General features: G+C 61.6%; 12 protein-coding genes. 10 read left to right on the top strand and 2 right to left on the bottom strand.

The features are described 5' to 3' along the window. The first annotated feature begins 80 nt into the window (after positions 1-80). From ELQ88_RS22365 to ELQ88_RS22350, 4 genes are read left to right on the top strand one after another with little or no spacing between them, the layout of a single operon-like run. The gene (locus ELQ88_RS22365) at positions 81-905 is read left to right on the top strand and encodes an aspartate/glutamate racemase family protein (protein WP_128873110.1); all 825 of its coding nucleotides are present in this window, start codon (positions 81-83) and stop codon (positions 903-905) included. Next, positions 902-2,281, top strand: a complete 1,380-nt coding sequence (locus ELQ88_RS22360) for an FAD-dependent oxidoreductase (protein WP_138967802.1) — start codon at positions 902-904, stop codon at positions 2,279-2,281. The genes ELQ88_RS22365 and ELQ88_RS22360 overlap by 4 nt, the downstream gene beginning before the upstream one ends. Before the next feature lie 2 nt (positions 2,282-2,283). Beyond that, positions 2,284-3,072: an electron transfer flavoprotein subunit beta gene (locus ELQ88_RS22355; RefSeq protein ID WP_138967800.1), complete on the top strand. Its 789-nt coding sequence runs from the start codon at positions 2,284-2,286 to the stop codon at positions 3,070-3,072. Beyond that, on the top strand, positions 3,069-4,028 hold the full coding sequence (locus tag ELQ88_RS22350; protein ID WP_138967798.1) for an electron transfer flavoprotein subunit alpha/FixB family protein: 960 nt from the start codon (positions 3,069-3,071) through the stop codon (positions 4,026-4,028). Before ELQ88_RS22355 ends, ELQ88_RS22350 begins: the two co-directional genes overlap by 4 nt. A 60-nt stretch (positions 4,029-4,088) precedes the next feature. Here ELQ88_RS22350 and ELQ88_RS22345 read toward each other — a convergent pair whose 3' ends face one another. Continuing rightward, a complete protein-coding gene (locus tag ELQ88_RS22345; protein WP_128873115.1) occupies positions 4,089-5,039 on the bottom strand; it encodes a LysR family transcriptional regulator in 951 nt (316 codons plus the stop codon). Positions 5,040-5,136: 97 nt separating this feature from the next. Here ELQ88_RS22345 and ELQ88_RS22340 point away from each other — a divergent pair, with 97 nt between their 5' ends. The 3 genes from ELQ88_RS22340 to ELQ88_RS22330 are packed head-to-tail and all read left to right on the top strand — an operon-like array spanning position 5,137 to position 7,917. Beyond that, positions 5,137-6,591 (top strand): FAD-dependent oxidoreductase, encoded by a 1,455-nt coding sequence (locus ELQ88_RS22340; RefSeq protein WP_138967796.1) that lies wholly within the window; start codon positions 5,137-5,139, stop codon positions 6,589-6,591. After that, positions 6,588-7,319: an SDR family oxidoreductase gene (locus ELQ88_RS22335; protein ID WP_128873118.1), complete on the top strand. Its 732-nt coding sequence runs from the start codon at positions 6,588-6,590 to the stop codon at positions 7,317-7,319. The genes ELQ88_RS22340 and ELQ88_RS22335 overlap by 4 nt, the downstream gene beginning before the upstream one ends. A gap of 22 nt (positions 7,320-7,341) precedes the next feature. Then, entirely contained in the window at positions 7,342-7,917 is a 576-nt protein-coding gene (locus tag ELQ88_RS22330; protein ID WP_138967790.1) for an isochorismatase family cysteine hydrolase, read from the top strand. Between the two features lie 83 nt (positions 7,918-8,000). Here ELQ88_RS22330 and ELQ88_RS22325 read toward each other — a convergent pair whose 3' ends face one another. Then, positions 8,001-9,860 (bottom strand): sigma-54-dependent Fis family transcriptional regulator, encoded by a 1,860-nt coding sequence (locus ELQ88_RS22325; protein WP_138967788.1) that lies wholly within the window; start codon positions 9,858-9,860, stop codon positions 8,001-8,003. 489 nt (positions 9,861-10,349) lie between these two features. On the opposite strand from ELQ88_RS22325, the gene ELQ88_RS22320 reads away from it, so the two are divergent. The 3 genes from ELQ88_RS22320 (at position 10,350) to ELQ88_RS22310 (ending at position 13,132) form a co-directional block, all read left to right on the top strand. Continuing rightward, positions 10,350-11,240, top strand: a complete 891-nt coding sequence (locus ELQ88_RS22320; RefSeq protein WP_128873123.1) for a VOC family protein — start codon at positions 10,350-10,352, stop codon at positions 11,238-11,240. 81 nt (positions 11,241-11,321) lie between these two features. Then, positions 11,322-11,858 carry a flavin reductase family protein gene (locus ELQ88_RS22315; protein WP_128873125.1) on the top strand — a complete coding sequence of 179 codons (537 nt, stop codon included), beginning with the start codon at positions 11,322-11,324 and terminating at the stop codon, positions 11,856-11,858. A 53-nt stretch (positions 11,859-11,911) separates the two neighbouring features. After that, a complete protein-coding gene (locus ELQ88_RS22310; protein ID WP_138967786.1) occupies positions 11,912-13,132 on the top strand; it encodes an acyl-CoA dehydrogenase family protein in 1,221 nt (406 codons plus the stop codon). Positions 13,133-13,142: the final 10 nt, after the last annotated feature.

Here is a 13,142-nt window from a genome sequence, read left to right as displayed (position 1 = left end):
ATCAACTATTCGCCAGGGTGGCCAGGCAAGTCGACCGCAAGGTTGGGTGCCCGGGGCCTGGCTCATGAATGAGGACACCGATGAGCATCCGTATCTGGCATCAGAGTTTCACGGTTCTAAGCGACCTGGGGGCTTACGACGAAGCGCTGCGCGCGCATTTTCGCAAGGTTGCCCGCCCGGGCACGGAAATCCACCTGCACGGGATGCGCCCAGGCACCTACCGCAATCACTATCCCGGCGATGACATCAAGTATTCGGCGCTGCAGTACTTGCATGGCATTCAGTTCATGGCGGCGGGCATCAATGCCCAGCACCAGGGTTTTGATGCGTACGCCATCAGCACGCTGCCGGAACCGGCGCTCAAGGAAACTCGCAGCCTGCTGGATATACCGGTGGTGGGGTATGGCGAATCCGCGATGCTCACCGCATGCATGCTGGGTCGTACCTTCGGGGTGTTGGTGTTCATCAACGAACTGGCGGAGCAGATCACTGAAAATGCCGTGCGCCATGGTCTTGCCGGGCGGTTGACCGGGGTGCGTCATGTCGGCTTCCAGTTTGCCGACGTCCTGGCAGCCTTCACCGATCCCACTGCGCTGATCGAGCGCTTTCGCAGCGCTGCACGCGGCCTGATTGCGCAAGGTGCCGAGGTGATCATTCCCGGGGAAGCTCCGCTTAACGTGTTGCTCGCCACCCATGGCGTCAACGAAGTCGACGGTGTGCCGGTTCTCGATTCGCTCGGCGCCTGGGTCAAGCAAGCGGAAGCCATGGTGGACTTGCGCCGCGCCAATGGCACCAGCACTTGCAACCGTGGCTATTTCTCGGCTCAACCGGCACCTGAGCGGATGCGGGAGGTATTCGAGTTTTATGGCTTGACCCCGTTCCTGCAAGGGGGAGCACAGCCATGAATCATTACGAATGCGACCTGCTGGTCATCGGTGGCGGGCTGGCGGGTTTTTGCGCGGCCCTGAGTGCAGCCCAGGCGGGTTTGCAGGTGGTCGTGCTGGAAAAAACCGCGCAAACCGGTGGCTCGTCGGCCATGAGCGGCGGTTGCCTGGCCTTCGCCGGCACCGATCTGCAGCGCTCCCACGGGATTGAGGACTCGTCGCAGCGGCTGTTCGATGACCTGGTCGATGTGGGCAAGGGGGAATGCGACGAGTCCCTGGTCAAGCTGTACACCGACCACCAACTGCAGACCTATCAATGGCTCAAGGACAACGGGGTGGTGTTTGCCGATGTCATCGAGGCCGCCTCGGGGCAGTCGGTACCCCGGGTGCACAACGTCGATCCGGCCGACATGGTGCGTCAACTGCAATTGGCCGCGCTCGCGACGGGCAAGGTCGAAGTCTGGCTGCACAGCCGTGCCCGGCGCTTGTTGCGCAATGAGGGCGGGCGGGTGACGGGGGCCTCGATCGAGCGCAACGGCGAGCCGCAGCACATCATGGCCCGCAGCGCGGTGTTGTTGGCCAGCGGTGGCTTTGTCCAGGACCGTGAGTTGATTCACCGCTTTGTCCCGCAATACGACAATGCGGTGTTCATCGGTGGCGAAGGCAATGAAGGCGACGGCCTGCGCATGGCCTGGGCCTTGGGCGCGGATGTGCGTGACCTGCCCTACATCAAGGGCACGTTCGGTAAACACCCGATGGACGAGCACAACCACCACGCTTGCCTGGCCGTTTACAAAGGCGCCATTGCGGTGAACCAGGACGGTCGGCGATTTGTCGACGAATCGCAGTCCTACAAATTGCTCGGCGATGCGGTGATGCAACAGGCATTCGGGGTGGGTTACCAGATCCTGGACCAGGACATCATGGACAGTGGCGACAACCAGGTACGCATCCTCGACTTCACCCGGCGCCTGGAGGAGGGGCTGTTCATCGAGGCGCAGACGCTGGAACAGTTGGCGCGCCTGATCGAAGTCCCTGAAGACGTGTTGCTGGCCGAAGTGGCCGCGTACAACGATGCCGTTCGCCAGGGGCAGCCACCGGAATTCGGCCGACGGCATCTGGTGCATCATCACGGCCAACTGCGCACCCTCGAGCGCCCGCCTTTTTATGCCTACCCGTCGACGGCAGCGGTGTTCGGTACCTACTGCGGCGTGATCGTCGACACGGACTTGCGCGTACTCGATGTGTTCGGCGAGCCCATCGAGGGGTTGCTGGCGGCGGGAGAGATGATCGGTGGCTTTCACGGCGCCGCCTATATGACCGGGTCGGCACTGGGCAAGGCCGCTGTGTTCGGACGTTTGGCCGGCGCACGGCCAGGCACTGCGAGCGAGGGTTGACCATGAAGATTCTTGTCCTGTTGGCGGGCGTCGCGGATATCCGCTTCCCGTTGCACCCCATCAGTTTGAATAGCCAGGGGACGATCGATGAGCAAGGCTCGCCCCGGCGTGTACTCAGCCCGTTCGACGAGGCTGCGCTGGAAGTCGCGCTGAAGCTGCGGGATGCGTGCGCCACGACGCAGGTCGATGTGTTGTTGCTGGACGGCGCCAACAGTGAAAACCTGCTGCGCAGTGTCGCGGCTTTTCGTCCCGATTCGTTGCAATGCCTGGCGCTGCAACCCTGCCAGTTGTGGGATGCCCGCCAGACAGCCGCGCAGATGGCCGGGCTGATTGAGCGCGATTATGCCGGGCACGAACTGGTGCTGGTGGGGCGTGAACTAGGTGATCTGGATGAAGGCAGTATCGCGGTATTGCTCGCACGCAGTATTGGCAGACCGCAGTTTGCCATGGCCCAGTCCGGCCAATGGCAAGGCGAGCAACTGTGGCTGATGCGCGAGCGCGGTACCTGTGAAGAGTGGCTGCGGGTCGATCAGCCCTTGGTGGCGAGTGTGACCAATGATCGGCGCAACAAGCTGCGCCACCCCCTGATGAAAAACGTCATGCAGGCCAAGCGCATGACCTTTGCCCATGTCGCTGCGTCGGCCCCGGTACGTACGGGGATGACCCTGTCACAGCTACACGCCGCGCCGGTGATCCCTCGTCTGGGGCAGTGTCGGCTGTTGGACGGGGATGTCGGCCAGCAGGCCAAAGCGTTGTCCAGCTGGTTAAAAGAGCAAGGGGTCAATCCATGAGCAGAGTTCTGACGGTCATTCCCCAAGCCTGGGGCGCTCAGGCGCTGGAAACGGCACTGGGCGCAGCGCAACAGGTCAGTGGCGCCGAGGGCTTCGCGGCGGTGCTGATCAGCAGCCAGCCCAGTGCCCGGGATGCCGAGTGCGCGATGCGGGCCGGGGCACGACAGGTGTATCAGTGCGTGCAGGCGGCGTTAGGTGAATGCGACGAGCCCCAGGTGCTGGTCGCGGCGATCGGCGAAGCGCTGAGGGCGATTCCGCGGTTGGGCGGCGACGTGCCGTTGGTGCTGCTGCCACCCGGCCCCCAAGGCGAAGAGCTGGCGGCGCTGCTGGCCGATGGTCTTGATGGCCAGGCGTTGGGGCGCTGCCTGGCCCTGGGGTTTGACGGCGATACGCTGCTGGCGGAACGCGCGGCATGGGGTGGGCGCATGCGCCTCTGCCTGGAGATCACCCGTGGGCCAGCCTTCGCCTGCTTGCGCGCAGGTCGTGCGCGGTTGAATGCGCAAGCCGACGCTGATGTGTTCACCATCGAACTGCACGGTCTCCTGCCCGGAGCGCTGACCCTGGAGAAACGTGACAGCGGCCAACACCTGCCGCCTCTGGAGGGTGCCAAGCTGGTGGTGTCCGGTGGCAGAGGGGTCAATGAACAAGGCTTTGCGTTGCTTGAGGAACTGGCGTTGAGCCTGGGCGGAACACTGGGCGGCAGTCTGCCCGCGGTGGATGCGGGCATGGTGCCCGTGCTGCGTCAGGTGGGCGTATCAGGCAAGTTCGTCAGCCCGCGGGTCTACCTGGCGGTAGGTATCTCCGGCACCCTGCAGCATCTGGCTGGGGTCAGCCTGGACAGCTGTATCGTGGCGATCAACAAGGATCCCGAAGCGGACATTTTCAAGGTCGCCAGCCTGGGCATCGTGGCCCCTTGGGAAACGCTGCTGCCTGCTTTACTGGACGAGTTGCGATAGGGCCCCGGGCACATGCCAGTTCACGCAAGTGACTGGCATTCTTCAGCCGTTACCGGGTCGCTAAACCAGCCCGCGGCGTCCTTGCCGTACCGCGATGCTCGCGCCCGAAGCAGGACGGCGCTGTGCATCCAGGGTGGCGAGGATGAAATCGATGAACGCACGGGTGCGTGGCGCAATGAAGCGCGCTTTGGGTGTCACCGTGTAAAAGCTGCGGCTGCCGGTGCTCCAGTCGGGAAACAATTCCACCAGTTCGCCGCGGCGGATCAGCCCGTTGACGAACACGTCCAGCACATAGATGACGCCTTGCTCGGCCAAGGCGGCCTGGATCAGCGCGTCGGTGCTGTTGAAGTGCAGGTCGCCACGGGGCGTCAGTTGGTGTTGCTCGCCCTCGCAGGCAAAGGTCCAGTCCGATACGGTGTAGCGACCGGCGCCGAAAATCCCCAGGCAGTGCTTGGGCTGCAGGTCCTGCGGCTGTTCGGGCGTGCCGATCCGTTTGAGCAAGCCGGGTGCGGCGCAAGCCACGTAGTGCGCTTGATACAGCGGACGGGCGACCAGGTCGGCGTCATTGACCGAGTCGATGCGGATCGCTACGTCGGTGCCCGTGGCAATCAGGTCTTCGGCATGGTCGGTCTGGCGCAACGCCACGGACAAGCCGGGGTGCTGCGCCGTAAAGGCCGGTAGCGCCGGGCACAGCAACGCACGGGCGAACGCCGCCGGCGACTCGATGCATAACTGTCCGCTGATCTCACCTTTCTTCTGACGAACCTGGGCTTCCATGTCGCTGACCAGCTGCAGCACCTGGTTGCACTGCTGGAAATAACCTTCGCCGTCGTCGGTCAAGCGCAACGAACGGGTGTTGCGCGATAACAACGTCACCCCCAGGTAGTCCTCCAGCTTGCGCACGCTGGAGGTCACGGTGGCATTGGCGATGTCCAGCGACTCGGCGGCGCGGCTGAAACTGCCGCATTCCACCACGCGCACGAACACCTGCATTGCCCAGAGTCTGTCCATCGGTTTTCACCTTTTTCTAATAGCCCATTAGCCGCGTCAGGCTCGAACCCAGGGGCAGCGATTTCTATAGTACCAGCCACCAAGAGAGGAACTACCCATGGCTGAATTAAACTTCGATCTGATTGTGGTGGGCTGCGGTGTCGCCGGTCTGTCGGCGGCAGTGGCAGGCGCCGAGCGCGGCCTGCGCGTGGCCGTGCTGGAACGGGCCAGTCGAGAAGAGCGGGGCGGGCAGAGCCGCTTCACCGAGGCCTATCTGCGAATGAAGAGCCATACGGAGGTGACCGACGATTTCGACCAGTTCCTGGCCGAGCATTCCGGCTATTACCAGGACCCGGATTTTGTCGCCGAAACCCTCGCCGATCGCGCTGACTGGTCGGCGCAGACCCGCGCGCTGGGCTCCGTGGACGCCAGTGTGATCGGCACCTTTGCCGAACAAGTGCCGGGCACCATTGAATGGCTGAAGCGCCACGGCGTGAAGTTCGATTTCCTGCCGACCCAATTCCTGACCAGCACCCAGCCACGGTTGCTGCCGGTCGGCGGTGGCGAGGCCATCGTCGAAGCCCTGGCGGCCAAAGCCGAGGCCCTGGGCGCAGAGTTTTTCTATGAAACCTCCGGGCGCGAATTATTGACCGAAGGTTATGCGAAGGTGCTCGGCATCCGGGCCCTTTCACGTCTGCAGGGCGATCTGGTTTTCCGCGGTGCCGTGGTGTTGGCCAGCGGCGGCTTTGAAGGCAACACGGAAATGCTCAGCCGCTACCTGGGGCCGCGCTCGGTGTATTTGCGCCCGGTGTGCAAGGGCGCCTATTACAACCGGGGTGAAGGCATCCAGATGGCGCTGGACGTCGGCGCCGCCGCCAGTGGCGATTACGGCAGCTATCACGCCGAACCCGTGGACCCGCGCTCGGGTATCTCCGAGCCGTCCATTTTCGTGTTCCCCTATGGCATTTTGATCAACAAACAGGGGCTGCGCTTCACCGACGAAGCACCGGGTACGGTGGACGCCTGGTACGAACGGGTGACGCGGCAGATCTACCAGCAGGATGAAGGCATTGCCTGGGTCATTCTCGATCAGAAGGTCAAGGACGTCCCCAACTACCGCCTGGCGATCCGCACCGATCAGGCCGCGATCGAAGGGGCGACCCTGGCCGGGCTGGCCGCGAAGCTGGGTGTTTGCCCAAGCACCTTGCAAGACACAGTGAGCCGCTATAACGCCGCCTGTGTCCCCGGGGACTACAAGCCGTTGCAACTCGATGGCGTGGCTACCGAGGGCCTGCAACCGCCTAAAAGCAACTGGGCGCTGCCGTTGGATGCCGGCCCGTTTTTCGCCTACCCGATCATTTCCGCCAACGTGTTCACCTTCGGTGGCCTCAAGGTGGATGAGCGTGCGCAGGTGATAAACGCCGATGGTCAACCGATTGGCAACCTTTATGCCGCCGGTGAAACCGTGGGCTTGTATTTCGGCAACTACGCCGGCGGCACTTCAGTCCTCAAGGGCCTGGTGTTCGGCCGCCTGGCGGGCCAGGCCGCGATGCAGCAGCGGGGTGCGCAATGAGCGTCGCGGTAGTGACCGGTGCCGGCGGTGCCATTGGCAGCGCAGTGTGCAAGCTGCTGAGCAGTGAAGGTTATCAGGTCGCGGCGCTGGACCTGGCCGAGCCGCGAGTGTTGGGCCCGAACATGCGTTTCTATTCCTGCGATGTGGCTTCGCGCATCGCCGTGCGCGATGTGGTCGAGCAGATCGAAGATGACATGGGGCCCATCACTGCGTTGGTCAATGTCGCGGGAGTCTTGTCCACGGGTAGCGCGTTGGAACTCAAGGTCTCGGAGTTTGAACGGGTGATGCGGGTCAACGTACAGGGCACGCTGATTCCTTGTCAGCTGATCGGCCAACTGATGGCCGAGCGCAAGCAGGGGAGCATCGTCAACATCGGTTCAGTGGTCGGCAAGAACGGTGGCAACGCCCGCCCTTGGCTGGATGCCAATGAACAGACACGAGCCGGTGGCGTCGCTTACGGCATGTCCAAGTCGGCGGTGCACACCATGACCCTGTTCCTGGCCAAGGAATTGGCCAGCGCCGGGGTTCGGGTCAACGCCGTGGCGCCAGGCCCTATCGCCACTGAAATGACCACGTCCTTCCCGGACAATCTGCGCGCGCTGATCCCGTTGGGACGCATGGGCCGAGCCGAAGAAGTGGCGTCGGCCGTCAGCTTCATGCTGTCGGACAAGGCAGGATTTATCAGCGGGGAAATCCTCGATATCAACGGTGCACTGTGGTGCGACTGATTCCAACCAAGGGAAAAGCATGATGAAAAGTATTTATCTGGTTCTGGACATGCAAAACGATCTGGTTCACCCCGACGGGGCCAGTGGCAAGGGGCCGCTGGGCGAGCAGGTACGCAGCCGCGAATTGATCGCCCGTACGGCAGCGGCCATTGCCAAGGCGCGCGGCAAAGGCATTGCGGTGGCGTTTGTGCGGGTAGCGTTTTCCGACGACCATCGCGAAGCCAATCCCGCCTCCCAGGTGTTCGGCGCCATCGCAAAAAACGGCATTTTGAAAAAGGACGCCTGGGGCGGGGCGGTGCATGATGAGCTGGCACCCTTGGCGAACGAGTGGAACATCGTCAAGCACCGGGTTTCACCTTTCTATGGCACCTCCCTGGAAGTGCTGTTGCGTCGCGAAGGCATCGAGCGCATCTACTGCAGCGGTGTCAGTACTCAAGCGGTGGTCCAGGCCACGGTACGAGATGCCCACGATCGGGATTTCGATGTGTGGGTACTGGAAGACTGTTGCGCATCGCCGTCGGCGCAAGAGCATGAAAATTCGATGGCCAGTATCGCGCGCTTTTGCACCAGCATTGACTCGGCCGTCGCTTTCGACTGATCGCCAACGCTCACCGGGAGCCGCCACCAAGGCGATCCCGGCCCTCTCTTGAAGTCCGCTATCGCCCGGTGTTGTCTCTACGACTATCGCTGGGCGCCGGATTCGTCCGACGACATTTTTTTCAGTCGATAATCCAGTTGCGCACGGCTCAGCCCCAATAAGGTGGCGGCGCGCGAGATGTTATTTTCGCTGAGCTGCATGGCCACTTCGATATACACCTCCTCGATCTGACTCAGGCGTACCGGCCCCCGTTGCAGCGTGCGTTGCGCGACCGCGAGCAGTTGGTCATGGCTGGCATTGTCCTGCTGCGCCAAGCCTACGCTTGGAACGTCGACCTGGGGCATGCGAATGCCGATGGCCGGGCCGCTGTCCCAGCTGACGGTACCGATGCGCTCGAGCTGCCCGCCCAAGGCATCGAGGCCCGAGAGATGACGGATATCCAGCATGTCACCGTCGTCGGAGAGGATGATGGCCCGCTCGATGACGTTCTCGAACTCGCGAATATTGCCCGGCCAGTGGTAATCCAGAATGACTTGCAAGGCTCTGGGCGCCACACCGGTCAAGTGACGGCCGTGCAGGGCGCACAATTTGCGCATCACCGTGTCGAGCAACAGGGGCAAGTCGTCCTTGCGTTCGCGCAAGGGGGCGATGGTGATCGGAAACACGTTCAGCCGATAGAACAGGTCGCTGCGAAACCGGCCGGCCTTGACTGCCTTGGCGAGGTCTTCGTTGGTGGCGGCGATGACCCGCACGTCGACCTTGATCGTTTTATTGCTGCCCAATCGTTCGAGGTCACCGCTTTGCAGCACTCGCAGCAGTTTGCCCTGGGCGGTCATGCTCAAGGTGGCCACCTCGTCGAGGAAAATCGTGCCGCCATGGGCAATTTCAAAACGCCCCGGCCGTGGGTCCGTCGCGCCCGAATAGGCGCCGCGCTGTACGCCGAACAGTTCCGACTCGATCAGTTGCTCGGGGATGGCGGCACAGTTGATCTCCACAAAAGGCGTGTTGGCCCGCAGGCTGTTGCCATGCAACTCGTGGGCGAACATGGTTTTGCCGACGCCGCTCTCGCCCAGCAGCAGGACCGTGGCATTGGTGCCTGCCACTCGCAGGATTTTATGCATGGCGATGTGGTACGCGGCGGAACTGCCCACCGGGCGGCCGAATTCGCTCACCGAGGGTTGGCTCTCTACCAGGCCGAAGGGCGACGGCGCCGTATTGACGGGGGTGCTTGTAACCGGCTTGACCGGTTGTGTCCGGCGATGGTCGGTGACCTGTGGCTGGAAGTATTTGAGGTCCTCTTCGGTGTTGTCCCAGTCCTCGACCGGCTTGACGATCACCCGGCACAGATCATGTCCGCAGCCCTGGCATTGGGTTTCCCGGGCCAGCAGACGACGGCCCATCAGGCGGCTCATGAACCCTGAGCTGTAGCCCACTTCCATCCAGCAGATAGGGTCGGTGCTGACGCCGTTGGCGGCGATATGGACGTCACTTTCGACCGAGCGTTTCCAGGTGAACTCGCCGTATTTGAAGCCCTTGGCGTGATCGAACTCGATGCACACCGGTGCGACTTCGACGATGCCGGACAAGGCGTGCAACTGCCCCCCGGCCGCCGCGATGTCCAGTTCATTACCCGTGCCGCGGGCCTGGATGGCCAGGTCGGCATCACGCTGGCCCGTCAGGTAGCCGACGCGGGTCAACAGGCCTCGGGTGAACTCCACGCCGTTGCTTTCCAGCAGCTCCTGACGCAACGCGCCGAACGCCTCTACATGCATCAGCATCATGCGTTTATCACCCAGCCAGATCAGCCCCTCCTTGGGGTTGAAATACAGCCGGTCGACTAGGTCCTGCATGTCCGGGAAACGCAGGTCGGTGATGATGTTAATGCCGTTGCGATTACGCGACTGCCGCGAACGCGCTTCGTCATCGATGGGGAAAGAAGTCATCAAGTGCGCCTATGTTTTTATTACTTGTTGAAGGCAAACAGCAAAATAGCCAATAGCAGAAGCCACTACCCAATGCCAGACGCGTGCCAGAAATGTCATGAGCGCCTTTCGGTGGTGATTGAGCGGGCGCCTTCGCCGGCAAGCCTCGCTCCTACATGCTGCACGCACTGAAGCACAGGGTGTCTTGGGCGCGCTATCCATTCTCTGCAATCCCAAAATTTTTTCACCAGCCTCGGGTTCACGAAAATCCTTGAATGAAATTCGCAGTTTTCGAATTTTCTTAAATTTTCCTGCCGTCGAGCGACCCCTGCATCGTGGCCATAAACCTGCTGCCTGTTGTTCATAAGGCAATGATTAATAAGGATAAATTATTTATTTTTGCTGACGTTCCAATGCTGGCACAGCGCTTGCTCTTGTCCCTTCAACAGCTGTTCTTCAAAGCGTCATCAGAAAGAGCAGAACAACAAAAACAAGATGAGGTGCAGGCAAGTGGCAGAAATTCACTCGTTGGCCTACGCAGGATTCGGTGTAAGCGACCTTGATCAGTGGCAGTGGCTGGCCACTGACATCATCGGCATGCAGGTGGCCCATCGCGACGAGCAGGGGCTGACCTTGCGCATGGATGAATACGCCCAGCGATTCTTCCTGGAAAAGAATCCGATCGACGACATCCTGGTGGCCGGCTGGCAGTTTCGCAGCGAGCAGGAGCTTGAAAGTTATGTCGGCGAGCTGCGGGAAAAAGAGGTTGCGGTCGAAGTACTTTCCCGTGAGTTGTTGCAACGTCGCAGGGTGGAAAAGGCGTACAGCGTCCAGGACCCGAACGGTTTCACTCACGAGTTTTTCTTCGGCCACAGCGAAGCCGGCCTGAACGACGTGTTTCGGTCGAAAGTGCTCAAGGGCAGTTTTGTCACCGGCGATCTGGGCATCGGCCACCTCCTGCCGTTTGCCAAGAACGGGCCGCAAACCGTGAGCTTCTACAAGGATGTGTTGAAGCTGCGAGTCAGCGATTACATCCGTGAGGAAGTGCAACCGGGCATCGTGGTGGACGCCACGTTCTTCCACACCGCAACGGGCCGTCATCATTCCATCGCCACGGCGCAGGCGCCCAGCCCCAAGGTGCTCAACCACTTCATGGTCCAGGTGCAGAACATGGACGACGTCGGCCTGGCCTACGACCGCTGCATCAAGGCGGGCATCCCGATCATTCTCGAACTCGGTCATCACCCGAACGACAGGACCTTTTCTTTCTATGCCCAGACCCCTTCGGGGTTCAACTTCGAAATGGGTTGGGGCGGGGTGGTCATTGACGACCGGCATTGGGAAGTGAAGGCGTTCAACAAAATGAGCGACTGGGGTCACAAACGCAACATCGTTCTCTGAGCCACGACGGGCTGCCGGCCTGGTCATGCAGCAATCACGCCTGCGGGCTACCCGTGCCTGCGACACAGTGAGGTTTTCCAGATGTTAAACGCCATTCAATCAAGTAGTACGCCAGCAGTGATTCCGCCGACGGTGGCCACCGCTGATTTCTGTAAGGGCATGCGCCATCTGGCCGGCGCCTGTGTGGTGATCGCCAGCGGCAGTGACAGCGAGAGAGCCGGGCTGACGGCAACGGCGGTGTGTTCGATCACCGCCGACCCGCCGCGGTTGCTGATCTGCGTGAACCGTAATGTTCGGGCGCATGAAGTGATTCAGCGCGCCGGCGCTTTCAGCATCAATGTGCTGGCCCATGACCAGGAGTTCATTGCCAAGCGCTTTGCCGGAATGGTCGAAGGGGTCAGCGGCGAGGAGCGCTTTGCAGAAGGTTGCTGGGAGTCGGGGGTCACTGGCGTGCCTTTGCTCGAAGACGCGCTGGTGAGTTTCGAGTGCCGGTTGGAACAAGTCATCCCGGCCAGCACCCACGACATGTTTATCGGCGAAGTCGTCGGTGTCCGCGGCCTGCAGGAGCAGGACGGCGCCTTGGTGTATTTCAACAGCAGGTTCGCTGCGCTCAAGTGAAGCCCTGACGGCTTTCAACCCGACAAAAACAATAAACCAGAGATCACAGACCTATGAACAATTTCGTCAAGCCTACCGAGACTGTGGATGCCCAGGCGATTCCAACCGAAGCGCAATTGCTCGAACGCGCCCGTGGCTTGCTTCCGATGCTGATGGATAAAGCCGACTCAGTGGAAAAGAACCGGATGGTGTCCAGCCAGACCATACAGGCGTTCGTCGACGCCGGTTTCTTCAAGATCCTCCAGCCCAAGGAATACGGCGGCTGGGAGATGGCGCCCGCGGTGTTCTACAAAGTCCTGATGGAGTTGGGGCGTGGCTGCTGCAGCAGCGCCTGGAACATGATGATTCTGGGTATCCACCAGTGGGAATACGGTTCGTTGCCAGAGCAGGCATGCCTGGATGCCTGGGGTGAGGACAATGCCGTGATCACCGCCTCGTCCTACCCGCCATTCGGCAAGGTCGAAGAGGTCGAGGGTGGCTTCAACATCAGCGGCACGTGGAAAACCTCCAGCGGTTGCGATCACGGCAAATGGGCGTTTCTCGGCGGCCTGCGGCGTGATGCCAGCGGTCAGGTGATCGATCGCATGTCGATGCTGGTGCCCAGCTCCGCATGGGTCATTGAAGACGATTGGCACACCTTCGGCCTGGCCGGTACCGGCAGCAAGAGCCTGGTGATCAAGCATGCGTTCGTGCCGTATCACCGTGCCCACAGCCTGATCCAGTACACCTACAGCGAACGCCCGGCGAACTATCTGTACCCGTTCAACCAGATCTTCTTCGGTGCCGTTTCGGCCTTGATCGTGGGGATGGCCCAGGGTGGGATCGATGAGTACATCCGGCAGATGAGTGTGCGCACCAACACCACGGACGGCGCAGGGGCGGCACTGAGCCCTTACGTCAAGGACCGGTTGGGCAATGCGGTGGTCCGGGTGCGTTCGGCCCGTGCGCGCCTCTTGCAAATGCTGGCCGAGAGCAGTGAGTACGTCGAGCGCCGCGAGCTGGTACCGGCCTTCGATCGCGTGCACTACATGCTCGACATCGCCCGAGTCGGTCGCGACTGCGAAGAGGCGGTGATGCTGCTGTTCAAGGCCACGTCGGCCCGTGGCATTTACCTGAACAATCCACTGCAGCGCATCCTGCGCGATGTCATCGCCGCGTCCAACCACATTACCCAGAATGCCGATGACACCGCGGGCATGCTTGGCGCCTATCTGTTGGGGCAGCAACTGCCACCGATGATGTTCGGCCTGGACCCGGTGTCGCTCAACGACTGAATCGCTGGAT

The sequence above is a fragment of the Pseudomonas sp. MPC6 genome (assembly GCF_006094435.1).
GTDB lineage: Bacteria > Pseudomonadota > Gammaproteobacteria > Pseudomonadales > Pseudomonadaceae > Aquipseudomonas.
The sequence above is the reverse complement of the archived record's forward strand: the minus strand, read 5'-3'. Positions and strand labels throughout refer to the sequence as shown.

What these genes read in the sequence shown, in the direction of transcription:
- ELQ88_RS22345 (WP_128873115.1), bottom strand. Translation starts at nt 5,039, where the DNA reads ATGGACAGACTCTGGGCAATGCAGGTGTTCGTGCGCGTGGTGGAATGC.
- ELQ88_RS22355 (WP_138967800.1), top strand. Translation starts at nt 2,284, where the DNA reads ATGAAGATTCTTGTCCTGTTGGCGGGCGTCGCGGATATCCGCTTCCCG.
- ELQ88_RS22315 (WP_128873125.1), top strand. Translation starts at nt 11,322, where the DNA reads ATGTTAAACGCCATTCAATCAAGTAGTACGCCAGCAGTGATTCCGCCG.
- ELQ88_RS22310 (WP_138967786.1), top strand. Translation starts at nt 11,912, where the DNA reads ATGAACAATTTCGTCAAGCCTACCGAGACTGTGGATGCCCAGGCGATT.
- ELQ88_RS22325 (WP_138967788.1), bottom strand. Translation starts at nt 9,860, where the DNA reads ATGACTTCTTTCCCCATCGATGACGAAGCGCGTTCGCGGCAGTCGCGT.
- ELQ88_RS22350 (WP_138967798.1), top strand. Translation starts at nt 3,069, where the DNA reads ATGAGCAGAGTTCTGACGGTCATTCCCCAAGCCTGGGGCGCTCAGGCG.
- ELQ88_RS22330 (WP_138967790.1), top strand. Translation starts at nt 7,342, where the DNA reads ATGAAAAGTATTTATCTGGTTCTGGACATGCAAAACGATCTGGTTCAC.
- ELQ88_RS22335 (WP_128873118.1), top strand. Translation starts at nt 6,588, where the DNA reads ATGAGCGTCGCGGTAGTGACCGGTGCCGGCGGTGCCATTGGCAGCGCA.
- ELQ88_RS22365 (WP_128873110.1), top strand. Translation starts at nt 81, where the DNA reads ATGAGCATCCGTATCTGGCATCAGAGTTTCACGGTTCTAAGCGACCTG.
- ELQ88_RS22360 (WP_138967802.1), top strand. Translation starts at nt 902, where the DNA reads ATGAATCATTACGAATGCGACCTGCTGGTCATCGGTGGCGGGCTGGCG.
- ELQ88_RS22340 (WP_138967796.1), top strand. Translation starts at nt 5,137, where the DNA reads ATGGCTGAATTAAACTTCGATCTGATTGTGGTGGGCTGCGGTGTCGCC.